The 25,931-nt window shown below is 47.0% G+C and carries 25 protein-coding genes; 7 read left to right on the top strand and 18 right to left on the bottom strand.

Annotated elements, in window-relative coordinates; genetic code table 11:
• Nucleotides 1-67: 67 nt before the first annotated feature.
• The gene (gene radC / locus EMM73_RS02855; protein ID WP_127684947.1) at nucleotides 68-742 is read right to left on the bottom strand and encodes a RadC family protein; all 675 of its coding nucleotides are present in this window, start codon (nucleotides 740-742) and stop codon (nucleotides 68-70) included.
• 83 nt (nucleotides 743-825) lie between these two features.
• Here radC and coaBC point away from each other — a divergent pair, with 83 nt between their 5' ends.
• Genes coaBC through slmA form a run of 3 tightly spaced genes read left to right on the top strand, consistent with a single transcriptional unit; the run spans nucleotide 826 to nucleotide 3,096 of the window.
• Nucleotides 826-2,049: a bifunctional phosphopantothenoylcysteine decarboxylase/phosphopantothenate--cysteine ligase CoaBC gene (coaBC, locus tag EMM73_RS02850; RefSeq protein WP_127684946.1), complete on the top strand. Its 1,224-nt coding sequence runs from the start codon at nucleotides 826-828 to the stop codon at nucleotides 2,047-2,049.
• Nucleotides 2,033-2,491, top strand: coding sequence for a dUTP diphosphatase (dut, locus tag EMM73_RS02845; RefSeq protein ID WP_127684945.1), 459 nt, complete (start codon nucleotides 2,033-2,035; stop codon nucleotides 2,489-2,491). Before coaBC ends, dut begins: the two co-directional genes overlap by 17 nt.
• 11 nt (nucleotides 2,492-2,502) lie before the next feature.
• Nucleotides 2,503-3,096 (top strand): nucleoid occlusion factor SlmA, encoded by a 594-nt coding sequence (gene slmA, locus EMM73_RS02840; protein WP_127684944.1) that lies wholly within the window; start codon nucleotides 2,503-2,505, stop codon nucleotides 3,094-3,096.
• Between the two features lie 72 nt (nucleotides 3,097-3,168).
• Here slmA and EMM73_RS02835 read toward each other — a convergent pair whose 3' ends face one another.
• The 3 genes from EMM73_RS02835 to rph form a co-directional block, all read right to left on the bottom strand.
• Nucleotides 3,169-3,540 carry a diacylglycerol kinase gene (locus EMM73_RS02835; RefSeq protein ID WP_127684943.1) on the bottom strand — a complete coding sequence of 124 codons (372 nt, stop codon included), beginning with the start codon at nucleotides 3,538-3,540 and terminating at the stop codon, nucleotides 3,169-3,171.
• 156 nt (nucleotides 3,541-3,696) lie between these two features.
• Entirely contained in the window at nucleotides 3,697-4,341 is a 645-nt protein-coding gene (pyrE, locus tag EMM73_RS02830; protein ID WP_127684942.1) for an orotate phosphoribosyltransferase, read from the bottom strand.
• Between the two features lie 33 nt (nucleotides 4,342-4,374).
• Nucleotides 4,375-5,088, bottom strand: a complete 714-nt coding sequence (gene rph / locus EMM73_RS02825) for a ribonuclease PH (protein WP_127019779.1) — start codon at nucleotides 5,086-5,088, stop codon at nucleotides 4,375-4,377.
• 197 nt (nucleotides 5,089-5,285) lie between these two features.
• On the opposite strand from rph, the gene EMM73_RS02820 reads away from it, so the two are divergent.
• The gene (locus EMM73_RS02820) at nucleotides 5,286-6,146 is read left to right on the top strand and encodes a YicC/YloC family endoribonuclease (protein WP_127684941.1); all 861 of its coding nucleotides are present in this window, start codon (nucleotides 5,286-5,288) and stop codon (nucleotides 6,144-6,146) included.
• Between the two features lie 330 nt (nucleotides 6,147-6,476).
• Here EMM73_RS02820 and EMM73_RS19970 read toward each other — a convergent pair whose 3' ends face one another.
• From EMM73_RS19970 to EMM73_RS02765, 11 genes are all read right to left on the bottom strand, one after another.
• Complete coding sequence (locus tag EMM73_RS19970) at nucleotides 6,477-6,638, bottom strand: hypothetical protein (RefSeq protein ID WP_186435102.1); 162 nt, start codon at nucleotides 6,636-6,638, stop codon at nucleotides 6,477-6,479.
• A 48-nt stretch (nucleotides 6,639-6,686) separates the two neighbouring features.
• Complete coding sequence (locus EMM73_RS02815) at nucleotides 6,687-7,352, bottom strand: nucleotidyl transferase AbiEii/AbiGii toxin family protein (RefSeq protein ID WP_127684940.1); 666 nt, start codon at nucleotides 7,350-7,352, stop codon at nucleotides 6,687-6,689.
• On the bottom strand, nucleotides 7,349-7,765 hold the full coding sequence (locus EMM73_RS02810; protein ID WP_127684939.1) for a conjugal transfer protein: 417 nt from the start codon (nucleotides 7,763-7,765) through the stop codon (nucleotides 7,349-7,351). The genes EMM73_RS02815 and EMM73_RS02810 overlap by 4 nt, the downstream gene beginning before the upstream one ends.
• Nucleotides 7,766-8,476: 711 nt before the next feature.
• Nucleotides 8,477-9,433, bottom strand: coding sequence for a tetratricopeptide repeat protein (locus EMM73_RS02800; protein ID WP_127684938.1), 957 nt, complete (start codon nucleotides 9,431-9,433; stop codon nucleotides 8,477-8,479).
• Between the two features lie 328 nt (nucleotides 9,434-9,761).
• The gene (locus EMM73_RS02795) at nucleotides 9,762-10,760 is read right to left on the bottom strand and encodes a YecA family protein (protein ID WP_127684937.1); all 999 of its coding nucleotides are present in this window, start codon (nucleotides 10,758-10,760) and stop codon (nucleotides 9,762-9,764) included.
• A 70-nt stretch (nucleotides 10,761-10,830) separates the two neighbouring features.
• The gene (locus tag EMM73_RS02790) at nucleotides 10,831-12,081 is read right to left on the bottom strand and encodes a type II toxin-antitoxin system HipA family toxin (RefSeq protein WP_127684936.1); all 1,251 of its coding nucleotides are present in this window, start codon (nucleotides 12,079-12,081) and stop codon (nucleotides 10,831-10,833) included.
• Entirely contained in the window at nucleotides 12,078-12,383 is a 306-nt protein-coding gene (locus EMM73_RS02785; RefSeq protein ID WP_186435101.1) for a transcriptional regulator, read from the bottom strand. Before EMM73_RS02785 ends, EMM73_RS02790 begins: the two co-directional genes overlap by 4 nt.
• A gap of 230 nt (nucleotides 12,384-12,613) precedes the next feature.
• Nucleotides 12,614-13,606, bottom strand: coding sequence for a Gfo/Idh/MocA family protein (locus EMM73_RS02780; RefSeq protein ID WP_127684934.1), 993 nt, complete (start codon nucleotides 13,604-13,606; stop codon nucleotides 12,614-12,616).
• On the bottom strand, nucleotides 13,603-15,999 hold the full coding sequence (locus EMM73_RS02775) for a GH36-type glycosyl hydrolase domain-containing protein (protein WP_127684933.1): 2,397 nt from the start codon (nucleotides 15,997-15,999) through the stop codon (nucleotides 13,603-13,605). Before EMM73_RS02775 ends, EMM73_RS02780 begins: the two co-directional genes overlap by 4 nt.
• 2 nt (nucleotides 16,000-16,001) lie before the next feature.
• A complete protein-coding gene (locus EMM73_RS02770; protein WP_127684932.1) occupies nucleotides 16,002-17,399 on the bottom strand; it encodes an MFS transporter in 1,398 nt (465 codons plus the stop codon).
• A gap of 86 nt (nucleotides 17,400-17,485) precedes the next feature.
• Nucleotides 17,486-18,070: a gluconokinase gene (locus EMM73_RS02765; RefSeq protein WP_127684931.1), complete on the bottom strand. Its 585-nt coding sequence runs from the start codon at nucleotides 18,068-18,070 to the stop codon at nucleotides 17,486-17,488.
• Between the two features lie 124 nt (nucleotides 18,071-18,194).
• Here EMM73_RS02765 and gntR point away from each other — a divergent pair, with 124 nt between their 5' ends.
• Complete coding sequence (gene gntR / locus EMM73_RS02760) at nucleotides 18,195-19,196, top strand: HTH-type transcriptional regulator GntR (RefSeq protein WP_127684930.1); 1,002 nt, start codon at nucleotides 18,195-18,197, stop codon at nucleotides 19,194-19,196.
• 119 nt (nucleotides 19,197-19,315) lie between these two features.
• On the opposite strand, the gene EMM73_RS02755 is transcribed toward gntR, so the two are convergent.
• Nucleotides 19,316-22,369 (bottom strand): multidrug efflux RND transporter permease subunit, encoded by a 3,054-nt coding sequence (locus tag EMM73_RS02755; RefSeq protein WP_127684929.1) that lies wholly within the window; start codon nucleotides 22,367-22,369, stop codon nucleotides 19,316-19,318.
• Between the two features lie 2 nt (nucleotides 22,370-22,371).
• Nucleotides 22,372-23,481: an efflux RND transporter periplasmic adaptor subunit gene (locus tag EMM73_RS02750; protein ID WP_222422579.1), complete on the bottom strand. Its 1,110-nt coding sequence runs from the start codon at nucleotides 23,479-23,481 to the stop codon at nucleotides 22,372-22,374.
• A 281-nt stretch (nucleotides 23,482-23,762) separates the two neighbouring features.
• On the opposite strand from EMM73_RS02750, the gene EMM73_RS02745 reads away from it, so the two are divergent.
• A complete protein-coding gene (locus EMM73_RS02745; protein ID WP_127684928.1) occupies nucleotides 23,763-24,260 on the top strand; it encodes a hypothetical protein in 498 nt (165 codons plus the stop codon).
• A 36-nt stretch (nucleotides 24,261-24,296) separates the two neighbouring features.
• The gene (locus EMM73_RS02740; RefSeq protein WP_127684927.1) at nucleotides 24,297-24,776 is read left to right on the top strand and encodes a PaaI family thioesterase; all 480 of its coding nucleotides are present in this window, start codon (nucleotides 24,297-24,299) and stop codon (nucleotides 24,774-24,776) included.
• 84 nt (nucleotides 24,777-24,860) lie between these two features.
• Here the strand turns inward: EMM73_RS02740 and EMM73_RS02735 are convergent, their stop codons facing one another.
• Nucleotides 24,861-25,874 carry an aldo/keto reductase gene (locus EMM73_RS02735; protein WP_127684926.1) on the bottom strand — a complete coding sequence of 338 codons (1,014 nt, stop codon included), beginning with the start codon at nucleotides 25,872-25,874 and terminating at the stop codon, nucleotides 24,861-24,863.
• Nucleotides 25,875-25,931 lie beyond the last annotated feature (57 nt).

The raw sequence follows: 25,931 nt of genomic DNA, 5'->3' as shown, positions 1-25,931 counted from the left end.
AGCCTGATCAAATTCAAGCAAATCTGTACGGTTCAGGCGATCGTTTGCACATCCAAACTTCAGACCTTTATAGCCAGCCGCGTTCGGCAAAGGAAATAACCTCTGCATCACCTACCACAAAATGATCCAGCAACTTAATGTCAACCAGAGACATGGCTTGAGTCAGGCGTTCCGTTATAACCCGATCGGCACGGCTCGGCTCTGCAACTCCGGATGGATGATTGTGAGCCAAAATAACGGCGGCGGCATTATGCGCTAAAGCACTCTGAACTACAATACGCGGATACACAGGACTGGCATCAATAGTGCCGAAAAATAACGGTTCGGCGCAAATGAGCCGGTGTTGGCTGTCTAAATACAACAACATAAAAACTTCACGTTTTTGCGATGCTAAACTTTGCTGTAAATAGCGCTTCACCAAAGCGGGCTCAGTGAACACAGTATCACGCTGCATGCTTTGCACCAGGTAGCGCTTACTTAACTCCATAACCGCTTGTAATTGCACATATTTTGCTTGCCCTAAACCATGACCTTTGCAAAAATCAGCCTGACTGGCTGCTAACAAAGGTCGAAGCCCACCAAACTGATGCAACAAAGTACGGGACAATTCCACCGCATCCATACCAGCCACACCAGTGCGTAAAAAAATAGCCAACAATTCGCCGTCTGATAAATGCTCTGCGCCATGCGCCAGCAGTTTTTCTCTTGGCCTTTCACCCTCAGGCCAGCTTTTGATACTCATCTTCGCCTCCTTGAGTTTTTGTTTTCCTTTATCTTTCCGTGTTATCTTAACGCCAACTTAACTACTTTTTTGCTGCGACAGACATGGCACTATTACTGGCAGGAAAACGCATTTTATTAGGCATTAGCGGCGGTATTGCCGCTTACAAAAGTGCCGACTTAATTCGCCGTCTGAAAGAACGTGGCGCTGAAGTACGGGTGATTCAAACCGACGCAGCGCGCGAATTTATTACGCCTTTAACTTTGCAGGCCTTATCCGGTCATCCGGTGGCCAACAGCTTGCTCGACCCTGCTGCCGAAGCCGCTATGGGTCATATTGAGCTGGCAAAATGGGCCGATTTATTACTGATAGCCCCTGCTTCGGCTGATTTAATTGCCCGCTTAGCTCATGGCCTCGCTAACGATTTGTTAAGCACTTGTGTGCTGGCCACAGATGCACCTGTAGCAGTGGCTCCTGCAATGAATCAGCAGATGTATAAAAATATAGCCACAAAACACAACATAGATACATTAAATACACGTAATTTTTACATATGGGGCCCAGCAGCAGGCGAACAAGCCTGTGGTGATGTCGGCATGGGCCGGATGTTAGAACCTTTGCAGCTGGTGGATTTAGTACTGGAGCATTTTGCGCCGCGAGTTCAGCCTTTAACTGGCGTGTCACTGGTGATTACCGCTGGCCCTACCCGTGAACCGATCGATCCTGTGCGTTATATCTCCAATCACAGTTCGGGCAAGATGGGTTTCGCTTTGGCTGATGCCGCTGCGCGCTTAGGTGCGGACGTGACTTTAATTGCAGGCCCAGTGCAGCTTAAGACTCCTGACCAGGTAAAACGTATTGATGTAGTCACGGCAGATCAGATGTATCAGGTCGCATTAGAGCAGGCGACCAGCGCAAGCATCTTTATTGGCTGCGCCGCTGTAGCAGATTATAAAGTAGCGCAGGTAGCGGCTCAGAAGCTGAAAAAGACCAGCGACGACAGCACCAGCCTGACTCTAGTGAAAAACCGCGACATTATTGCCGCTGTAGCCGCATTAACGTCACAACGTCCTTTTACCGTAGGTTTTGCCGCTGAAACTCAGGATGTCGCCAATTATGCCCGGCAGAAACTGGCGAAGAAAAAACTGGATCTGATTTGCGCCAATGACGTATCTGTAACTGGCCAAGGCTTTAATAGCGAACATAATGCCCTCAGCGTGTTTTGGGCAGACGGCGAACAGCAGTTTGGCTTACAAGCCAAAACAGAGCTGGCGCAGCAACTTCTTTTATTGATTAACGAGCGTTATCTGCATGAAAAAAGCCATTGATTTAAAAATTCTCGACCCACGTATCGGCACTGAATTCCCATTACCGGCTTATGCCACACCGGGCAGCGCTGGTTTAGATTTACGGGCTTGTCTGGATGCAGAAGTACAACTGGCTCCGGGCCAAACCACGCTGATTCCAACAGGTTTGGCTATTCACATTGGTGATGCTAATTTATGCGCCACTATACTGCCGCGCTCTGGTTTAGGTCATAAACACGGCATAGTGCTGGGTAATTTAGTGGGTTTAATCGACTCGGATTATCAGGGCCAGTTAATGGTATCTATGTGGAACCGTTCTCAGGAACATTTCACTATCCAGCCGGGCGATCGTATTGCGCAACTAGTGTTTATGCCTGTGGTACAGGCAGAATTTACTATTGTTTCAGATTTTGACGCTTCAGACCGAGGCGAAGGTGGATTTGGCCATTCGGGTAGGCAGTGACAAGGATTTCCATGGCAACGACAAAACGTCCCAACCGCAAAGAAGATATTTTGCAGGCTCTGGCCGCAATGCTGCAAAGCCATGCGGGTCAGCGTATCACCACGGCTGCTTTGGCGGCTCAGGTGGGTGTATCCGAAGCAGCTTTGTACCGGCATTTCCCTAGCAAGGCCCGGATGTTTGAAGGTTTAATCGACTTTATTGAAGACACCTTGTTGTCGCGCATTAATGCGATAGTGCAGGAGCACAAACAAACCGAGCAGCGCATAGAACTCATTATGCAGCTGTTACTGATCTTCGCCGAACGTAACCCCGGCATCTGCCGCATTCTGACTGGTGATGCCTTACAGGGCGAACAGGAACGTTTGCAGGAACGCATCAGCGCCTTGTATGAAAAGCTGGAGACTCAGTTAAAACAATGTTTACGCGAACGTAAGTTACGTGAAGGCAAAAGTTTTAGCGTGGATGAAGGTGATTTAGCCAACCTGTTGCTAGGGATTTGTGAAGGCAAAATGCAGCAGTTTGTCCGTTCAGGTTTTGCCCGTTTGCCAACAGCTCAATGGCCTAACCAATGGGCTTTACTGCAGAAAACCTTGTTTGCGGTTTAAAACTACGGGTCAACGGGGTCAGGCCTTGAATGTTGAATTTGATTCAACATTCAAGGCCTGACCCCGGCACATTTAGCCAAACTTTTGCCAGATAGCTGCTGCCCATACGAGCGCAACAAAGACTAAAGCCGAAGTCACAGCAGCTGAGCCCATATCTTTAGCCCGGCCTGATAATTCGTGCCGTTCTAAACTAACCCGGTCGGTTAAGGCTTCAATGGCCGAGTTTAATAACTCAACAATAATCACCAGTAACCACACGCCCATCAAAATAGCAAAGTGACCAAAATCAGCAGCTAAATACCAAGCAAAAGGAATAGCAGCTAAAGTAAGCCCGGCTTCCTGACGAAAGGCGGCTTCGTTCACCCAAGCTGCAGTAAAACCTTTACGGCTACAATCTGCAGCTTTAATAATACGCCCAAAACCTGTGCCGTTTGGCTTGCTCATTCCTTGTCCTTATTATACCCGTCGTACTTGAAGCTGCAGCTTTGTTGACTACGCCCTCTCGCCCCAGTCACATAGGTTGACTATGCTCCTGGGGTCTCGCTGACTTGTCGCCTCCCTGCAACTCCAATTACTTGGGTCTAAAACATGGTTAAAACCCTAACTCACACCATACTGGGCACGATACGCAGACACAGCGTCTAAATACTGCGCCAGCTCAGGTTTGCCTTGCAGGTAGTTAATCAAGTCGTTTAAACAAATGATAGAAACCACTTGAGTACTAAAGTCGCGTTCGACTTCCTGAATAGCTGAAAGTTCGCCCTGGCCTTTTTCCTGACGATCAAGCGCAATCAGCACACCACTTAAGCTGGCACCCTGCGCCTGAATCAACTGCATCGATTCACGAATCGCAGTACCGGCTGTGATCACATCATCCACCAGCATCACTTTACCCTGTAAAGGCGAACCTACTAAGTTGCCGCCCTCACCATGGGTTTTCGCTTCTTTGCGGTTAAAGCAATAAGGCACGTCTTTACCGTACTGATCAAACAAAGCCACAGCTGTAGTAGTAGCTATAGGAATACCTTTGTAGGCAGGGCCAAACAGCAGGTCAAACTCAACGCCAGCATCTTCTAAAGCGGCGGCATAAAACCGGCCTAAACGGGCTAAATCACCGCCTGTATTAAATAAACCTGCGTTAAAAAAGTACGGGCTGGTACGGCCGGATTTCAGCGTAAAACTGCCAAACTTCAGGACCTGACGCGACAAGGCAAATTCAATAAAGTCTTTTTGAAACTGTTTCATAACTTAGTGTGACCTCAAAACTTTAAGCAAAACTTAAGCTAAAACGCGTTTTTGTTCGTCGATAATTTCGCGGATGGCGTGTTTGCCTAATTCCATCATCTGCTGCATTTCTTCAAAGCTAAATGGCGCTTCTTCAGCCGTGCCCTGAATTTCGATGATTTTGCCGGTTTCAGTCATAACGATATTCATATCGGTTTCAGCGTTTGAATCTTCGGCGTAGTCTAAATCGGCAACTGCTGTGCCTTTATAAACACCCACAGAAACTGCAGCGACCATAAAATTCAAAGGGTTGGTTTTGATCATGCCTTTAGCGCGCATAAAATTCAGCGCATCCACTAAAGCCACACAAGCACCGGTAATAGAGGCAGTGCGGGTGCCACCATCGGCCTGGATCACATCACAGTCGATAGTAATAGTGTTTTCACCCAACAGCTTTAAATCCACAGCAGTACGCAAAGCGCGGCCAATCAGGCGCTGAATTTCCATAGTACGGCCACCCTGCTTACCACGAGCCGCTTCACGGTCGTTACGGGTATGAGTTGCACGTGGCAACATGCCATATTCAGCTGTGATCCAGCCTTTGCCCTGGCCTTTCATAAAACGTGGCACACCTTCAATCACGCTGGCAGTACAAATAACTTTGGTGTTACCAAACTCAACCAATACTGAACCTTCAGCATGAGCCGTAAATTGACGGGTGAAAGTAATAGGACGAATTTGACTCGCTGTTCTGCCGCTAGGACGCATGGTGAAGCCTCAACCTGATATTAAAAGTGCTTCATTATAGGGATTTCACCCTTGCTGTGCCATCTATACGCTAAGTAAATGCGGCAAGGCGTTTGAACTCTGGCTAACGGCCATTCTATAACCAGTTTCAGTCAACAAAGTTGCAGCTTCAATTAAGACGGGTATACTCGGTTTTATTTTGTTTTCAGGACCCACTTATGATCCACAGTATGACCGCTTATGCCCGCCACGAAATTCGTGCCAGCTGGGGCAATGCCGTTTGGGAAATCCGCTCCGTTAACCAACGTTATCTGGAAAGCTATTTCCGCCTGCCAGAACAGTTTCGTTGCTTAGAAGGTTTATTACGCGACAAACTGCGGCAGAAACTGCACCGCGGCAAACTGGAAATCAACCTGAAATACAGCGCATCAAACACTGCTGGTGAGTTAAAAATTAACGAAGCTTTGGCCAAACAACTGATGCAAAGCGCAAGCGTATTAGCCGAGCAAAGCGGCAAAGCCCAGCTTAACGTGGTTGATATTTTGCGCTGGCCTGGCGTGATGGAAACTCAGGAAGAAGACATCGACAGCTTACAAGCCGAACTGATGGCCGCTTTTGACGCCGCCTTAGTCGACTTCGTTGCAGGCCGTGGCCGTGAAGGCGTCGCCATAGAGCAAATGATCCGCGACCGTCTGGATCAAATCTCCATTCATGTCAGCACCTTACGCACCCATTTACCGCAAGCCCTGCAATGGCAACGCGACAAAATGTTGAATCGTCTGCAGGAAGTAAAAGCCGAACTGGACCAAAACCGCCTCGAGCAGGAAATGGCCTTTTTAGCCCAGAAATCTGACGTGGCAGAAGAGCTAGACCGTTTAGACGCTCATATCAAAGAAACCCGCCACAGCCTAAAACAAGGCGGAGCCATAGGCCGCCGCCTCGATTTTATGATGCAGGAATTCAACCGCGAAGCGAACACCTTGTCCTCTAAAGCCATCTCAACCGAGATCACCAATACAGCGGTGGAGCTGAAGGTTTTAATCGAACAGATGCGGGAACAAATACAGAATATTGAATAAAATCAATCAATTACACAAAGCCTACTCATAAAACTGATTAAAGTCTTTGCTTGTTCTTAGCTCAAGCAAAGACCCTTTCTGCCAGTCCATCGCAAAATGTTTTACTTCATCTCCAGCACCTTGGCTCAAGTGTCCTTATCCAAAAGGACATAGAGACAAACCACTAAGAAATGTCCTTATTAGCTAAATTTATGTCCTTATGTCGATTAAATTTAGAGGCAATGATTCTATTTTTGTCCTTATCCACATGAGTAAAGACAACTTAATACAGCAATCAGCCAAGATGCTGCTTTGTTAGCAGTTGCACTGTTTTAAGCGCTTCGCTCCAGGCTACAGGCTGTGGGTGACCAGAGGCCCAATAAATCGTTTATAACGTTCAGCGTATTTGGATTCTTCTAACTGCGCCAGGCCAAAGAGCAATTCACTGCCAGGATCTGCTCTGAACTCAGGGTGTTGTTCGCCAAACTGAGCAACATCAGTCGCTATCACCACGTCAATTAACTGCTTAAATTCTGCTTTGCCTACAAGCTCGGCTTGGATCTAATAAAGATCGTAAGCATGGCGGATTAACTGATCATCATCTTGGCGCTCTGCATAACGGGTAGTTAATGCCGTTCTGCGTAGTAGCGAAATCAGTTTTTCAGCAGCGGTGGATTCAAGAGAGACACAAGCAAACTTTTCAACCTCTGGTGCCAGCTTTTTCACATCAGCATAAAGCGAACTAACAGAGTGGTAAGCGGCAGGCTGTAATAGCTCAGACTCTGTCAGTTCTAATTGAATATGCGTCCGTAGTGCGTCGCTGGAAGGGAATGCATTCGGGTAATTGAGCAGCAACTGCAAAAAACGACGTTCATTTCGGACAACAGCATCCTTGCTCTGAGTAAAAAGCCCACTGCCCAGTAATTGATTCGTAATATTAAGGTGGATGCGTTTTCTAAGTGTTCTTTGCGCAGAATTACTTAATTGCTTTGTGGCATCGTCAGGCACTAATTTTAAATCTATGTCTTCAGACATTCGGTGTGTGTGTTTATACACCTTAGCCAAACAGGTACCACCAGCAAATACTAGCTGATATCCCTCGGTGTCTGTGGTACTGAGCAGGCGTAGAAGTTGTATAAGGAAGTAATCTTTTTCGACAATAGCAGGGTTTGTGATATTGAGAAAATCTGCGACTTCAGCAAAAAGTTCGGGGGCGGGCAGCGTCATGAACGCTGCTCGACCTGAAGCTGCATATTCCGAAGAGAAATTTTGCGGTTAAAACGTTTTTTAACGATAACCTTAGCATTCACAGGAACCTGAGTAGTCTCACCTTTGTTGTAGCGCACCAGTTCATCTGATGGTTGCCAGGCTACCCCTAATCGCTCCAGGGCTTGTTCAGATACCATCTTAAAACCACCAACAGATGCCAGCATAGGTTTACCCGTGATGCTACTGATCCGGGCTTTGGCATATAAGCCGTAACCAATTTTTAGTAGCTTACCGTCAGCAACTAACTCCCGAAGTGCTCGCCCTACCTGATCATAGCCACCCAATTGGTCAAAATCAGCGCGCAAAAAGACATCCTGCTTAGCGCTATTAATTAGTTGCTCAACCTGTTGCTTTAACCTTAACTTTGGCACAAGGCACCTCCAAAATACGTTGCATCCAGCTTAGCAAAAATACGACAAACTCCCAAGCAAAAATACGACACTTTGCTCAGCACTCTGTAAACGATGCCCCTTGCACATAGTCGGCACCGCAATTTATAGGATAAAATCAAGCGCCTAAGCAGCAAAAGCATCAAGTTGGTAGCTTCAGATATTGTACTAAGTGAAACCTTTTCTGTTGAAACGGCGGCTGTTGCGTTAGATGAATATAACTAACTTAGCTTTGACAGCTTCCAGATGGAAATCTCGGCATTGATACGTTAGAATCCAGCTTGAGTCAGGGAATCTATGTCAAAAACAGTGACCAAAACTACCGATGAACGCAAGTCTAAATTTTCCCCTAATTTGGAAAATTATAAGGTTAGCCTGAGTTACGAAGGACTGTCTTTGAAAAAAAGCAGCGAACATAAATCTATCGCAGACCTAAAACGTCAGTATGCGCGATAAGTATGGCGTAGAACGTGATAGCTATTGCTACTCAGGTTCAGATGTCTTAATTAACCTGTTGAATATTAAAAATCTGGTTTGGTCTTTTAGAGCGATAAAACCAACAGCAGATACCCCCAAAATCTCATTTAAAAAATTAACCACTGGTTTTGATGAGTGGTTAACTCCATACAAGTAGTTCTGATCTATGAGTTAGCTTCTAAGTCTGATTTCAGAGAGCTAAACAACCAACTGTGGCTAAATCCCAGCTGGTTTTTTCTTGTGGTACTGCGCCAATTGCTGCTGCAGCTGCTGGTAAACAACCAGATGTGTTTGCCCCAAGAGTCCGCTATCAATTTGCTGCATATATTGGCTGGAGAGTCTTTGATCACTCAGCTGTATGGCAATCTCTGCCAGCCGGACATGATAAATGCTCCAGTTGTGCGGGTCCGTATTTTTGGACATATAAGCCAGTGACTGCTGGTAATGTTCTAAAGCGGCTTGATAGCGCCCTAACAATTGCTCGGTACGGGCCAGATTGCCAAGAGCTACCACTATTTTTAGATTGTGAGCCGTAGGCAAAATAGCTGTTACTGCGCGCTGCCGATACAGCAAAGATTCTTCAAAAGATTCAGCACTGTCCGAGATCAAAGCCTTATTGCTATTCAACTCGAACCAGAATATCGGATCCTGGCTATTGCCAGCCCTGTGTTCGGCTTCAGACAAGGTTTGAACTGCAAGTTCATTTTGCCCCAGCGCTTTTTGTAAATTAGCAAGTTCCACCAACCTCAGTGGATTGCCAAAAGATTTGTACAATTCAGTGACCAGATGTGCAGCTTTTAGACCATAGGCTTCAGCCTGACCCGGTTGGTTAAAATGCATCATGGTTTTGGCATAGTAGAAATACACTTGCGCCAGCACGACAGAGGGCACATCCTGACGTTGCAACAGCATCTCAGCCTGTAGCTTTAAGCTGGTGAAGTCGATTTTGTCGTAGTAATAATCCAGCAGGTAAGACTCAAGCTTGTACCAGCTTTTGCTGCCAGTTGGCTGCTGCTGCAATTGGCGCTGTAACTCAAGTAAACAGTCGGTGTTTTTCGGCAGGCTAAAACAGAATAACTCATGATCGCTGTAATGTTCCGAAGCCTCTAGCGGCCAAGTACACAGCAATACACTACTTAAAATAACAACACGACTAAGATAGTTCCGCAACACTTCATAACTCGCTAGCCGCAGCGCCTTATCCGGCAGGCTCTACGGCTTTATCATGGTTGTGCCCGCCTAATAATGCCATGGCGGGCCAGAGATCTGAAGTATCAGATTTTTTGCAAACGCAATCAACTCTTGTTTAACAGCCAGGCTAACTATACCCGTCGTACTTGAAGCTGCAGCTTTGTTGCCTGCGCCATTTCGCCCCAGTCACATAGGTTTACTATGCTCCTAGGGCCTCACTGGCTTGTCGCCTCGCTGCAACTCCAATTACTTTGGGTATATAACTCCCCATCAGCGACACAGTGCCTCGGCAATAAGGCTGCACTATAAGTTAAATAGAAAAGCTGAAACTCTGCCTCAACAGCGGCTCTATGCTCGCTTTCCTTTGCACTTTCACCCCATTCACATACAGCCTTGGGTCTAATGTGACAAAGCCCCAGAATTGTAAAAAGCGCACTACAAAACGCGATTCGATCATTTTTCCGAGCTGCTCTTCTGGTGAGAAATACTGCTCATCTGGCAGTTGCTGAAGCAGAGCTGGAAATGCGACACACACTTCCTCAATCAGCTTTTCGAGCGATGCATGGCTTTGTAAACGCCATAACATAAAAAGCCAGAAGGGTTGCAGATTAACCTGCTCACTCCAACCATCCAGATAAGCCCAGTTGTAGTGCTTCACAGCGGCTTCCAGCAAGGGTAGGAAAAAAGCCCGGATGCCCTGTTGCTGATACTGTTTTATCGCTGCTTTTTTCACATAAAAACTGCCCGTTTTTTTATAAAGAATACCGGCAAGTTCAGCCAGTAATCGGCTGTAATGCAGCGCATTAAATTTATCTTCATTGCTGCCAGAAAACTCACTGATACTGGGGTCTGTTTCAAACCGGGCTACCGCAAATTCTGGCAACAGCTCACTGGCTTGCTTTACTAATTTGGCAGGAAGATTGCCTTTGGTAGTCGCCTTAAAAGATCCGCCTTGTTCTATGGCTTCATCCAGCATCAAAGCCAAATAACGCATCACAGGGCTGGCGGATAAATCAGCTGGAGTGGTGATTTTGACTAGGGCTAATTCGCTTAAAGGCGCATACAACCAGTTTTCCATCTGCGTGGGTGACAGGCCACAAAAATCAGCATCAGGCTTGCTGTTACGCTCCGCCATTTTGTGCTGAGCCACCAGATTCAATTCATCCAAACTCAGGTTTGGATTCATCGCCACAACTTGCGCTATCTCGTCAAACACTTCTGCATGTTGCTTTGATACAGCATTGATGCAGCAGTGTTTGTATTTCTTACCACTGCCGCAAGGGCAAGGATCGTTACGGCCTGTTTTCATCCTGATACGCTCGGTACTATTTCTCAGTTAACTACAAAAGCAAAACAACACTGCCCTGAATAATCCGGTGCTAAAGATTAAAAGCCCCTTGCTTAGTGATTTGCTCACTACGGCTGATCCCCAGTTTGGTTGCCACAGCTTGCCAATGCTTCACCTTGCTGAGTACTTCGTCATAAATAGCGGTAGCTTCAGCCTCCGTTAAACGGAAGAAATCTTTCACTTCAAAAGCCAGCTGGTAATCAAGGGCGTTGGAGTTGTCGGTAATGTTCAGATGCAAACCTTGTTTGTTATGGTTTGGGTTTAAATCGTAAGCCGGAGAAAGTTTCCAGCCTTTTTCTGTCAGTAAAAAACCGTGGTTTCGTAAGTGATCGTCGGTATTCGACACTGCAATATTAAAGACTATTCGCCGCCACAACTGAGCAAGGTCTGCTTTAGTCTGTGCGCCGTTGTTACTCAGGAACTCTGCAATTTCCAGATAGCTTGCTCCTGCTGAATGTTCACCATCATAGTATTGCAGCTGCGTCATGGCCGAGGAAAAGTGAATTCGTTGGGCACCCACCCGATCAAAACGTTTGGTCAGAAAGGTATGATGGGTGGAGGAAAAGCGCTGTACGCTGCAAGGAAACATTTCAATGCCAGAGGCTAGCGCAAGTTCATGGCACAACATTTCCCAAGCCCCAACGTCGAAGTTATCGTTTTGATTAGGAAATTTAGCTATCCAAAGGTTGTTATCCGCATCAGTCACACAAGCTTTGGGTCTGGCTCCGCCCAATGATGAACCTGGAGAAATTAACATCTTTAACCAGCGGTAGTATTCGTCACTGTCGATGTTGTCATCCTGCTCAATTTTCATCGCAGCATATTCAAGCTCTCTGAGTGATGTAATAGGTGGCGCAGCACACTCGGCGTTATTGTCCAGAAAGTCTGGCGATCCGGCAGTTTTAAAGCGGATCCCACCCATTCGATAGGAATCATGCACACCTAACAGGTAATCCAGCTCTGTTAATCTGGCCGAAGCTCGAATGCCCTTACGATGTTCAATCGCAGCACGTCGTTGCATTAACAAACGCCCCCAACGGTCTGGCGATGAGTCTAAAAAGGCACGAAAGTTTTGATCGGGCGAGTCGTTATAAAGCTCACCGCTATGCAGCGCTAACAGTGGGTCGATTTGCAGACGATATTTAGAACTAAGAAAACTTTTGTCGTAAGTAAAACTAAAAATGCCGCCTCTGGTTGTCTCCGCAAAGGTCAGTTGCCCTATCTGTAAAGGCTCTGCTATAGGCATCCATGCTGCATAAACCTCTACCAGAGTTCGGTTCATCGTGCGCGCTCCAACAGCTGGATGTTTTGCAGTTTGGTACCAACTTCATCATGTGCCGCTACTTCAGCAAAATTATCTTCCATACCCAGCACTGCCATAACCTTCAGATAGGCCCCTATGGATACACCTGGATCACCGGCAAATACTTTACTGACAGTCTTGTTATCAAAGCCTGTTCTGTCACAGATGGTTTGTTTATTAAAACCACGACGTCTGGTCGCTAACAGCAAGTCTTCACCAAAAGTAGCGAGGATTTTCTGCTGCTTAGGAAATAACACTCTGTGCATATCGCGCTTTGACATAAAAACCATCCAAAATGGGACTATATTCTCTTTATTTGAGCTATAGATGGAATATAGTCCTGTTTATGGTTTATTTCAATCTAAGCTAGCACCTGATTCGGAAAGTGAAAATGGGACTATATTCCCATAAAAGCATAGCTTAGTATGAATATAGTCCCATTCAGGTAAATAGAGCCGATTGAATAAGCACCATCGATGGCGGCTCCCAAATTCAGCAGTAAAACCCAAAACTACTTACAAAGCCCCCTCGGCAACAACCCCGCAGCTTTATACGCATCATCAATCAGTTGCATCTGATCAATAGCATCCTTGCCACCTGTCAGCGGCTTGGTTTCGCCTTTGATACAGGCGACTACATGCGCTAATTGGTGGTCGTAAGTGGTATCGCCGTTAATTTGATACTCTCGGGCCTCGCCGTCTTTGGTGAGGCGTAATTTGTGACCCTGATGCGGTGCGACCAGGTTCAGCACTTCCAGTTGAGCTTTGTCACCTTCAAGATACAAAGAAGCATCGTGGTGGCGGCTTAAATGTTCGCTCATAGCGCAGCCGACATAACAAAGCGGGCCGTTTGGAAACTGCAGGCGAAGCTCGAAGCTGCTGTCGAGTTGAGCTTTAGGGCAAATGGCGTCGGCCCATAAAATCTCTGGTGTGCTGGCAAATAAAGTGCGTAACCAGTGCAAAGGGTAACAACCTAAATCCATTAGAGCGCCACCGCCTAAAGGCACGTTGTGGCGCAACGAGCCTGTAGTTTCGGCGATACGCACTGAAAAATTGCTGCGCACTCTGTGAATGGTGCCAAGCTCGCCACTCTTTACTAACCGCTCTACTTCAGCAAAGACCGGATGAAAGCGGTAATGGTAGCCTTCAATCAGCAAACGATGACTGATCTTCGCAGTAGCCACCATATCTTTGGCTTCAGCGACGTCCATCGCAAAAGGCTTCTCACACAATACGTGTTTACCATGCAATACAGCTCTGATTGACCACTTTGCATGCAAAGATGGAGGTAAAGCGTTGTAAATTAAATCGATATCATCGCGGGTAATGAGCTCGTCATAACTGCCAAATGCCTGCTCTATACCAAACTGCTGCGCAAAAGTCTGAGCTTTTTCAAGATTCGATGCCGCCACTGCAGCTATTACTACATCAGAACGCTTTGCGGCGGGCTGAATAATAGCCTGGTCGGCAATTCGGGCTGCGCCTAATAAACCTATACGGATCATGCTGCTTCCTCTGAGGTTGTAACCGGTAATTGCACCAGTAACTGATAACTTTGGCCTAGCGTGATAGTACGCACCACTAACTCGTCCTGCTGCACAGCATCCAACCAGAGTATTGGCGCTTTGACATCAGCAACTCGTTCAAAACGGATATGAAAGTCTGCGCCACGGAAACGACGTAACACCGAAGCTTTATTCCAACTGGCTGGCAGTTGCGGCGCTATGGTTAAACCTTGTTGGTTGCCCTTCACACCAAACAAACCTTCGACCAGGCAGCGGTACACCCAGTGCACAGTGCCTGTATTAAATAACTGGCTGGAGCGACCTGCAGTGCGTGGTAAGGTCTGGTAAGCGCCACGGTAATAATTTGGAATAAATACCGGCAGCTGACCCCGTTGTAACTGATCCTGTGGGTCGTCCGATGGCAGCATTTGTTTTAATACCTGATAGGCTTTGTCGGCTTGATTCACCTGATACAAAGCAAACAGATAAAAAGCCGCAGCGTGGTTATACACAGAGCCATTTTCTGCTGAACCTGGGTATTTCTGGGTAACACGGCCCACGTCTTCACGCATGGAGGTATAAGCAGGCGCCAGCATTTGTGGGCCATAAGGCGTATACAATTGCTGCTCTACCGCTTTTAACAATTGCTGCTGTTGTTCGCTGTCGGCGGCACCACTTAATAAAGCCCAGCTTTGTGGGTTCAAATAAATACGGCCTTCGGTGTCTTTGCTGATACCAAACACCAGGTTCTCGTCTGTGATACCACGGCCATACCAGTTGCCATCCCATAAATACTGATTTACTGCGGCGTTAAATTCACTGGCCTGTTGCTGATACAAAGCGGCTTGTTCGTCAAAATTTAAATCACGACAAATTTGCGCCCACACCTTCAGCGCATAAGCTGCAGCTAAGCTGAGCCAACCCGACACCCCTTTGCCTTTGTAACCCACCATATTCATGGGGTCACACCAATCGCCCTGCTCTATATAACTTAAGCAGCGCTGGTCTTTTTTCAGCCATAACCAAGCCATAGCGCGGTGGATATGTTCAGCCACAGTGTGCTGCTCGGCAGAGTCTTTATAGGCCACTTTTTCGCTTAACAGCGCATAGTCATTGGTTTCAGCCAGATAAGCACTGATGCAGACAGGTAACCAAACACATTGATCGGTATGAGGCACCTGATTGATGTATTTGAGTTCGGCATCTTTGTGCAACAAGATACCGTCCGGCATTTCACCCGACAGATGCTGCTGCGATAAAGCCGTTAAAAAGGCCTGACGTGCCACAGCAGGAGCCAGATAGCTCATGCCCATATTATCCTGCAGATAATTACGGCTTTGTGGATCTGTGGTTAAGCGGTTCACATCGCCGTGGTAATACACCTGACGCGCCAGCCAGTGGTTCACATAGTTATTCAGCTCTTGATCCGGCGTGTCGATTTCTAAGCAAGGCACAGCCTGAGCTACATAAGCGGCATACGCCTGCTGAATCTGGCCGAAGCTCTCTGGCGTGCCAAACACCTGCTGACGAATTTGCGCTACTTCTGCTTTGTCATAAGCAGGACCAAATACAAAACGGTATTGCTCTGTTTGGCCTGTGGCTAAAGATACTCTGTATTGCATCACACAAGCTGGCGTTTCGTAATCTGAATCACCACAAGCTAAAAACGGCTGTTGCACTGCAGAAGGCGCATGTAAACCGCCCTGCCCTTCGAAATGCTGCTGATTCACTTCCCAGAAATCCGGTGTGCGTTCAGCCAATAAGAAGGTTTTGTCTTTTAACAACTTGTTTTTAAAGTAATCCGGGTACTTTTGATAAGGCGTGACTGATGAGCAGATAATAGCTTTTAAATCCGCATCATAACGGCCAGATTGGTTCATCCAGGACATATAACCGACCGGGAAATACGGATATAAACTTAAGCTTCGGCTTTGCGCTGAATCATTGCGCACCGTCAGTTGCCATAACTCCAGCGGTTGATCCGGCGTTAAGGTTAATAACCATTCCACCGTTAAACCAGAGTCCAGCGTGAGCTGCCAGCGGATATCCGACTGGCCTGCTGAAAACACAAAGTTTTGTGCTTCTTTGCGCACCGGCTCGTACGGCACAGACCAGATTTCACCACTGTTTTCATCTTTGATATACACAAAACGGCCCGGATGATGAGCATAATAGGGCTGCTCAGGCTGCATAAACGTCTTAGCTTCTAAGTTCGGCGCATGGGCATATTTGGCTGGTTCTGGTTGCATAAACTGCGCTGTGGCATAACCACGGCAGTTTTGCTGGATCATCATCACCTTGTTCCATAAAAAAGCTGCAGCCTGTGGCATCGCAGTGGCGCTGTACAATTCATAACGCTGGCCGTTTTCTGTGGCTTGCATCAACTTCTTCATAGTTACTCCGACACTCCGACTACTGCAGTTTGGTTAAAGGGTGCAGCTTTGCGCTGATCCAGTTCCTGTTGAATGGTCAGCAATTGTTTTTCATCTAAATGGTAAAAGCGCATGACAAAGGCAGCGAGTAAAGCCACTAAGCCAGGGATCACCGACACCATCAGCAAAATGCCCATTTGTGAGCCTGCACTTTGTTCGGCATTAGCTACATAACCTATCAGCGCCAATAACCAGCCGATCACAGCTGAGGCAATAGCACCGCCGAGTTTTTGTGAGAAGGTAGCGGCTGAAAAGGTCATGGCTGTAGCACGTCGGCCAGTGCGCCATTCGTTGTAATCTGCAGTGTCGGCATACATAGAAAAAGCCAGTGGCGATTTAGGCCCTAACACAAAACCTATCGCCAGATTGATAGCAAAAATTAAACCCACCTGATCGGCAGGCACAAAAAACAGGCTGATAGAAAAAAGTCCGGCCAGACTCATCAGCAACATCATCAGCGGCTTTTTATCCATAAACTTAGTCATTAAAGGCGTAGAGGCGGCACCTAAAGCCAAAGCAAACATGTAAGAGGATAAAAACTCGCCGACCAGCTCTGGCCGCATTACATAGTATTTAAAGTAGTAAGTACCGCTGCTGGCGCGCATGGTAATAGTGATCATAATGATCAGCGCCAGGCTAAACAGCACCAGCCAGGGTTTGTTGTTTTTTAAATCCAGCAAATCCTGCATCACAGCGCTGTTGTTTTCGCTGACCGGCTGAATACGTTCTTTGGTGCTGGCAAAAGTGAATAAAAACAATAAAGCCGCAGCTATACCAAAGACGCCCATGGTTAGCTGCCAGCCTAAGATTTCATCACCCTGCCCCAATATAACTACCAGCTTAGGGGTTAAATAAGTCACCAAAATACCGCCGGTAAAACCACCAATAAAACGGAAGCTAACTAAAGTAGTGCGCTCCTGGCTGTTTCGCGTCATCACACCTGACAAGGCGGAATAAGGAATATTGATAGCTGTGTAAGTCAGCATCAGCAGACTGTACGTACAATAAGCCCATACCAGTTTACCGCCGGGGCCTAAGTCTGGCGTGCTGTAGGTTAGAACTCCAGCACCAGCTAGAGGTAAAGCTAACCACAATAAATAAGGCCGGAACTTACCAAAACGGCTTTTGGTTCTGTCTGCTATAGCGCCCATCATAGGGTCGGTAAAAGCATCAATGATTTTAGTGATCAGCATCATGGTGCCGGCGGCAGCCGCTGAAATACCAAACACATCGGTGTAGAAAATTAATAAAAAGGCAGAGATATTGGCCCAATAGAAGTTAAAACCCATATCGCCCAGGCCATAACCGACTTTTTCGCGCAGCTTTAGCCTGTCTTGAGGTACCGCAGTTTCTGTTGTCACTTTGTCACCCTGTCGTTGTTCTGTTGTTTTGATTCGCAGATTTATTGATCATGCGCCAGCCACTAATGGCTAGTCGTGACCGCTTGTTATAATCGTTGTTCTGTTTTTACTAGCACTTGTTGCATCAGTTCGTTGACGCTATGGCTGATATCCAGGCACAGCACATCAGGCTCTTGTTCTACCGATTCCATAGTCGCCAGCTGACTTTGCAGCATAGACACCGGCATAAAATGATTTTGTCGTTGTGCCAGCCGCTCAGCCAGTAATTCAGCACTGCCTTGTAAATAGATAAACTGTGGCCGTAGCGCAGCCTGACGAATACGCTCACGATGCTTGCGGACTAAACCTGAATAACTTAATACCACGGGGAGTTGTTTGGCTGAGCACTCTTGTAAGGCGGCACATAAACGGCCAACCCACTGATCACGCATTTCACTGGTAATAGGCCTGCCTGATGCCATCATTTGCTTGGCCTCAAGGCTATGAAAATCATCCCCTTCGAGATAGTGCCAACCCAGTTGCTCTGCAAGGCGCAAAGCCAGCGTAGATTTGCCGCTACCGGCCACGCCCATAATGATCAGACTTTGGCAGCTTTTTAAATGAGGAGCATGGCTAACCTTCTCTTCATTGCCTGAATTGCTTGCCTGCTGCCCTGTTGGATCCTGTTGCATCAGATACGATCACACCTTCCATAAAATGTGGCCTCAGCTTAATTCAGATAAAATGATAGCGCAACCATTTTGACTCAAACTGAGCTTTCAGTTATTGTTTTTTAAAAATAATGAGAATGGCGCGATGAATAAAAAACCTAACCTGAAAGATGTAGCAAAAGTAGCAGGTGTCAGTGCTATCACTGTGTCGCGCGTGCTTAGCAATCCTGATAAAGTCTCAGAAAAACTACGGACAAAAGTTGAACAGGCTGTGCATGAAATTGGTTATATTCGTAACCATGCCGCCAGTGCTTTGGCTTCCCGGCGTTCAGGTGTGATTGCGGTTATCATTCCATCATTGTCTAACATAGTTTTTAATGATGTGTTGCAGGGCATATACAGCGCTGTGAAACAACATCATCTGCAGGTGGTTTTGGGGGATTGCCATTATTCACCACTGGAAGAAGAAAAATTGATCGCCACGCTACTCAGTCAGTCGCCTGAAGGCTTTATCTTAACTGGCACAGATCAAACCGATTATGCCCGCAAATTGCTGCAGCAATCCGGTATTCCGATAGTGCAGCTGATGGAACTTAGTGACTGCCCCATTGATATGAATATCGGCTTTTCGCACTTTAATGCAGGGGTGGATATCACAAACCATTTGCTGCAAAAAGGCTATCGTAAACTGGGCTTTTTGGGCGCCCGTATGGATACCCGTACTCAGCAGCGTTTAGCGGGTTTTAAAAAGGCGATAGCGGACTTTAAACAACCTTGTCAGAGTTATGTCGTTACTACCACTCAGTCTTCCTCTATCCGTTTAGGCGGTCAATTGTTGCAGGCCGTAATGGCAGAATCTCAGGGCCAGTGCGATGCGGTGTTCTGCTGTAACGACGATTTAGCCTTGGGTGCTTTGTTTGAAACCAAACGGATGAACCTGAAAGTGCCGGCAGATATTGCCATTTGTGGTTTTAACGATTTAGAAGCTTCAGCTTTGGTCGAACCCGCCATTACCAGCGTCGCCTCACCTCGTTATGAGATGGGCCAGCAAGCGGTTGAATTACTGATGACGGCATCGGGCAAGGACAAAACCCATAAGCCACCTATAGATGTGGGTTATCGGATAGTGGAACGAGCTTCAACTTAATCCAGGGGTCAGGCCTTGAGCATAATCCAGCAACTTAATCCAGGGGTCAGGCCTTGAATGTTGAATTAAAATTCAACATTCAAGGCCTGACCCCATAGTTACAAGGCCTGACCCCATAGTTATTTTTTCTGTAAAAAGGCTTTATCCAAGGCGAGGAAAACCACTGGTGTGGTTAATAAAGTCAGTACCTGGCTAAAAGCTAAACCACCCACTACAGCTACACCTAAAGGCACACGCAGTTCTGCGCCAGTACCAAAACCCATCATTAAAGGCACGGCGCCTAAAATAGCGGCCAAGGTGGTCATCATGATAGGCCGGAATCTCACTAAACAGGCCTGATGAATCGCCTCTTTTGCCGACAAACCTTGCTCACGCTGAGCTTGCAACGCAAAGTCGACCATCAGAATGCCGTTTTTCTTCACTATACCTATCAACAAGATAATGCCGATCAGCGCCATGATGGAGAAATCCAGCTGCCAGAACCAGAGCAACAAAATGGCTCCTATAGCAGCAGATGGCAGAGTGGACAAAATGGTCAGAGGGTGAACAAAACTCTCATACAACACGCCCAAAATGATATACACAGCTAACAAAGCCGTGAAAATCAGCAGAGGTTGAGTAGCCAAAGAATCCTGAAAAGCCTGAGCTGCGCCCTGGAAAGAACCAGACACCGAGGCTGGCATTTGCAATTCGACACGGGCTTGTTCAAGGACATTCACTGCATCACCTAAAGCCACACCAGCAGCCAGGTTAAATGACAAGTTCGCAGCAGGTTGCATACCATTGTGTGCAATTACCACAGGACCACTGGTAGCTGGCAATACTTTGGCAAAAGCCAATAAGGGCACCATCTCACCGGTAGTGGGAGAACGTAAGTGGAAATAATTAAGGCTTTCTGCTGTACCACGCTGCGCCGGGTCAAGTTCCAGTATCACATTATATTGGTTGGTTTCGGTTTGATATTCGTTGATTTGACGCTGACCAAAGGCATCGTACAAGGCCTGATCCAAATCAGCAGCGGCAAAACCTAAACGCGCTGCTTCCTGTCGGTCTAGCTCCAGCTTGATAATATTGGCATCCCATTGTAAATCGTTGGATAAATCGGTAAAGATCGGGTTTTGTCTTAGCTTTGCCGTTAGCGCCTGAGTCCAGGTAGCTAATTCGTTACTGCTGATAGCTTTGAGTACATAACTATACTGAGCGCGGCCACCGCCCGCTCCCAGATTGATGTCCTGGGCTGCTCGCAAAAACACTTGAAACCCAGGGATTTGCGCAAACTGAGGTCGTAAGCGGTCTATGATCTGGCTGGCACTGGCGTCACGATCGTCCGGGTCGCTCAATACGACCCAAACCCGCCCTGAACCTGTTGAGCTATTGCCGCCCACTGCATGGTTAAAGCCTGTTATATCTGGATCTTTTTTCAGGATAGCTTCCATTTGTTTGTGTTTGGCTACCATATCTTCATAGGAAATATCAGAAGCGGCCTGAGTGATGCCTATCACAAAACCCGTATCCTGTAATGGAAAAAAACCTTTAGGTATCGCCATAAAACTGGCGACACTGCCAGCCACTGTCAGGAAAAACACCCCAAGCATAATGCGCTGATGATCCAGAGCCCAGGTCAGAACTTTGTCGTAACGTTTCACTAAAAGGTCAAAAAAACCTGGATTGTCCGGATCATGTGCTGGAGCTTTGTCCATAAAAATAGAAGCTAAGGTTGGAGCTAAGGTTAAACACACCACCACTGAAATCAGAATCGCCGCCGCTGCTGTTAACGAAAACTCCAGAAACAACTTACCGATAATGCCGCCCATAAAGAGCAGTGGGATAAAAGCTGCCACCAAAGACACGCTGATCGAGACCACGGTAAAACCGATTTCTTCTGCGCCTTTGAGCGCCGCTACTCTTTTGCTGTCACCCGCCTCTAGGTGCCGGTGAATGTTTTCAATCACTACTATAGCGTCGTCAACAATAAAACCTACTGCGATCACAATAGCGACCAGCGTCAGGTTATTCAGACTAAAGCCAACCAGATACATAAAAGCACAGGTCCCGATCAACGACACCCCAAGTACAGCGGACACAATCAAAGTTGCGGACCATTGACGTAAAAACGCTGCCATCACTGCAATGACCAGTACCACAGCTATAGCCAGGGTCAGCTCCACTTCATGCAAAGAAGAACGGATAGTACGGGTTCTGTCGTTAAAGACTTCAACTTTCACGTCTGCAGGTAAAGCACTGGTCAGTTGAGGTAAAGCAGCTCGGATGCGGTCCGCTGTTGCGACAATGTTAGCACCAGGCTGGCGGCGGATGATTAAGGCCACACCGGACTCACCATTAGGCCAAATCTGCACAAAATCATTTTCAGCACCTAGTTGTACCGAGGCTACATCACGCAAATAGACAGGGGCGCCATTGTTGTATTTGATTATAAGGTCTGCGTATTCCTGAGCCGTAAATATCTGATCGTTGACCGCCAAAGTGGAAACTCTGTTATCACCAAACAAAGCACCTTTGGGCAAATTGACACTGGCGCGTTGCACCGCGGCGCGAATCTCAGCCAGTGTAATACCTGTAGCAGCCAGCACCTCAGGTTTGGCCTGGATACGAATCGCAGGTTTTTGTTGTCCGCCGATAAAAACCTCGCCCACGCCATTAATCTGACTCATTTGACGGGCCAATACAGTTTCGGCCAAATCACTGATTTCAGTGCGGGACAAAGTTTCAGAGGTGACACCAATAATTAAAATAGGACTATCGGCCGGATTAACCTTACGCCAAGTGGGTAAGTTAGGCATATCTGGCAAACGCCCAGCAGCCTGATTCAGCGCGGCCTGAACCTCCTGCGCTGCAGTATCGATGTTTTTTTCCAAAACAAACTGCAAGGTAATATTCACCGAGCCTAATGCACTACTGGATGTCATTTCAGTAATACCCGGCACAGAGCTCAATGCGACTTCCAATGGTGTAGCAACAGAAGAAGCCATAGTTTCAGCACTAGCACCTGGCAAACGGGCGTCCACCTGAATAGTAGGAAAATCAGCTTCAGGTAAAGGCGCTATAGATAACCGTGGAAAGGCCAATATACCTAATAACACTAAAGCGAATGTTAGTAACACTGTGCCTATAGGGTGATCCATGCACCAGGCATAAATGCTGCGGCTTCTCATCTTTATTGCTCCACAGCAGCAATTGGGGCTGTCTCTTGCAGTATTTTTAAATCAGCACCTTTACGTAACCGGCTTTGCCCATCGACCACCACCTGCTGACCTGCACTGACTCCAGTCACCACAACTTGGTTGTTGTCCTGCAGTATCACCTCAACCGCTGTGACGGCGGCTTTGCCTTGCTCGTCAAGCCAGACAAAGGAGCCTTGTGGTCCTTGCTGTAAGGCTTTAGCCGGGATAGTTATAGCATTCTCCAATACCTTACTTTGCAAAGCTATCACCACAGACTGGCTGGGCCATAAGGCCGAATCCGGATTAGCAAAATCAGCTTTTACTCTGATAGTACCACTGGCAGAAGCTACCCTGTTGTCCACTACTGTTAATTGGCCCTGAGCTAAGGGATCCGCCCCTTCTTTTAAATAAGCCAGCACTGGCACAGTTTGCTTTTGTCTTATTTGTTGCATCAACATCTGTAACTCGGGCAAACGCGACTGCGGCAACGCAATTTCAATACTGATAGGGTCAAGCTGCACCACAGAAAACAAACTGGTTGCATCACTGGTTCGCACATAGTTACCGGCATCCACATTACGAATACCAACCTGACCTGCAATAGGCGACACTATTTGAGTAAAAGACAACTCCACTTGCTGGGCATTAATAGTAGCTTGCACACTACGCAGTTCAGCTTCTAACTGCTGGACTGTAGCTTGTTGCTGATCGGCCATTTGTGCCGATACCGCCTGATCCTTGCGTAAATTTTGATAACGTTTTAAATCCAGTCTGGCGACATCCAGCTGCGCCTGAACCACAGAAAGCTGAGCTCGGGCTTGTTCAAGCGCTGCTTTAATGCTGCGATCATCTATCACAGCCAGCAGATCCCCTGCTTTGACTAACTGGCCTTCCTCCACCAGAATGCGCTGCAATATGCCATCGACCTGGGGGCGAATTTCGACACTTTGCTGGGCTTTCACCTGACCTATAGCTCGGATCCAGACCGGCACAGCTTGCTGTTGCACCACAGCTATTTTGACAGGTACAGCTGGGCTTTGTTGCGCCACAGCAGTACAGCTCAGCCATAGGCCGGAAAGCATCACTAGCTTTACCAATTTCATACAAAAACTCCATTTGATTCAGTGACAGTAAACAGCCTGTGCAGCCCACTTAGCATAGCCAGTGCTATTCAGAAGTAGCAGGCTATTTCTTTAATTTATTCAGTATTTTGCACTATTATTACAAGCTAAACGATTTAGGTTCTGCAAAGGATCAGAGAATGCGTTCAGCGGCAAAAAAAAACAGACCAGAGGAAATAACTAAACCTGCAGAATTCATTCAGCTCAATGCCTAGAAAACAAACTATAGTTATTTAACCATTTATTTACAGGCGGAGTTTAGGATGAAGCCGCTATTGTGTACGTTATTTTTCTGCTGTTCTACACTTCTGGCTCAACCTCAATGGCCGCAAGCTGATTGCGTAAAAGCAGCAAAAAAACTGCAGCAGTTGGAACAAAAAATTAGCTCAGGGTACAGCCTCAAAGAAGCAGAGCAACTAAATCTGGATCAACGCCTGCTGGAAAAACAGCTGGATCAGCGCTGCCAAAGACCAGTAATACCACAGAGTAAACCAAAGAAAACCATCAATGGACCAGCAACAACAGCTGCACTGGATGCTCTGGCCAAAGGCCCACAGCTTTATGTCAGCTCATTCTCCGTAAAGGCACCTTATCAGGGCAAAAAACAACAAGCCTGGCTGGAGTATTATTCTGAACCTGAACAATGTTTTGGCGCTCGGGACAGCAGACAAATAGTATGGTGTGTCGAGCAACGCCAGCAAGCTAAAGCAAATTTTGAGCGACAATGGCAGCAAAAATTCGCACAATCACCACCAGAATGATAAGCTCCGACCAGTTGAATTCTGGAGCATCCTTTTATGAACGCTTTAACTAAAGCCAACTTACAACTTTGGTGGTTTGGGTTTCGTTTTATTCCGTTGATAGGCTTTTGTAAGCCAAAAATTTTGGAATTAAGCGACGAGCGCACTGTGATCCGCATGCCGCATCATCGCCATACTAAAAACCATCTGGGCAGTATTTACTTTGGAGCGCTAGCCATAGGTGCCGATTTAGCCGGTGCTTTTTTAGTTTTTTACAAAGCGCGGCAGAAAAAGCTGAATATCCATTTTGCTTTTAAAGACGTGCAGGGTGAGTTTTTAAAACGCCCTGAAGCTGCAGTGCATTTCATCAGCAACGACGGCGCTTTAATAGACCAGATGATCCAACAATCATTGGACACAGGAGAGCGGATTAATCAGTCAGTGACCATTGATGTCACCTGCCCTTCGTTGCATGGCGAGGAGCTGATGGCCAAATTTACTTTGACTTTATCGGTGAAAGCCAAAAGCAAGTTATAGCATAGTGCTCCAGCGCATAAAGTAAAAATCCACAGTTGCTCTGTGGATTTTTAGCTTTAAAGAACAACTTTTGCCGGCCCCGAATTAGTCTTTGATCGGTAGTGGCGCATCTGGATGCACCAGGCCCGCTCGACGCAACTCACGCCAGAAGTCAGCAGGTACCAGCTCTTTTAAAGCGGAGCTGTCTTCAATAATACGATCAGGTTTACTTGCTCCTGGGATCACGGCTGCAACAGCTGGGTTGGCCAAAGCAAACTGTAAACCTGCAGCTTTCATACTAATGCCGTACTGGTCAGCCAGAACTTTAATCTTTGCCACTTTAGCTAAAATAGCGGCAGAGGCCGGTGCGTATTCAAAGTGAGGACCGCCGACTAAAGCGCCTGAGCTGTAAGGCCCACCGACCACTATACCCAACCCCAGTTCTATGACTTTTGGCATCACCCGCTGCAAAGCCTTTTCATGATCCAGCAGGGTGTAACGTCCAGCCAGTAAAAAACCATCTGGACGAGGTTCTGCCAAATCCAACAGCAATTCGATAGGCTCCACTTTATTCACGCCTAAACCCCAAGCTTTAATCACCCCTTCATCGCGCAATTTGTCCAGCACTTTGAAGGCACCTTTGCGTGCACTTTCAAACATACCGAGCCACTCATCGCCAAAAAAATCCTGTGCTACATCATGCACCCAGACCATATCTATATGGTCGGTTTTCAGTCGTTTCAGACTATCTTCAATAGAGCGTAAGGTAGCGTCTGCTGAATAATCATTGATGATTTTATTGGGGCGGCCGTATTTAAAGACGTCACCTTTTTCACCTAAATCACGGGCACTGATATCTTCAACTTCATCCAGCACCAGCCGACCCACTTTAGTGCTAATGACATAATCCTGCCGCGGCTTGTCTGCCAGTGCATCGCCCATCCGGATTTCAGCCAGACCTGCGCCATAAAAAGGCGCGTTATCAAAATAACGGATGCCGTTACTCCAAGCCGCATCTACAGTAGCCCGCGCTTCCTGTTCGGGAATGTCACGGAACATGTTGCCCAGTGGCGCAGTACCAAAACCAAGGGGGCCGGGAAGAATATCTTTTAGTGCCATTTTTTGCTCCTTCATCTCCAAACAGATGTCATCTCTTTGAATCATTAAAATTCAAGC

This window comes from Rheinheimera sediminis (assembly GCF_004005375.1).
Taxonomy (GTDB): Bacteria; Pseudomonadota; Gammaproteobacteria; order Enterobacterales; family Alteromonadaceae; genus Pararheinheimera.
Note: the sequence above shows the minus strand (reverse complement) of the source record. Positions and strands in the feature narration are given on the sequence as shown.